Genomic DNA, 262 nt, shown 5'->3' on the forward strand with positions numbered 1-262 from the left:
GTGCTTGAGCTACGCACTGCGGCCGACGCGGAAAAATTGAAGCTCGCACTTAAACCCGGCGCGCGAGTGGTGATTGTTGGTGGCGGGTATGTGGGTTTGGAAGTAGCTGCATCGGCGCGTGCTCTCGGCGCCGAAGTCGTAGTAGTTGAGAGGGAGGCGCGTCCTTTGGCTCGGGTTGCCTGCTCGCAACTCTCGAGCTTCTTTCTTCGCTATCACAGCCAACGCGGCGTGACTTTTCGCTTGGGCCGTTCAGTTACATCCG

Annotated in this window: 1 protein-coding gene; it reads left to right on the forward strand. The window is 59.2% G+C overall.

Translation table 11 applies throughout. The features are described 5' to 3' along the window. A partial coding sequence (locus SB771_RS35125; RefSeq protein WP_410722061.1) for an FAD-dependent oxidoreductase occupies positions 1-262 on the forward strand: 262 nt, incomplete at both ends.

The organism is Burkholderia sp. SIMBA_051, assembly GCF_046534915.1.
GTDB lineage: Bacteria > Pseudomonadota > Gammaproteobacteria > Burkholderiales > Burkholderiaceae > Burkholderia > Burkholderia ambifaria.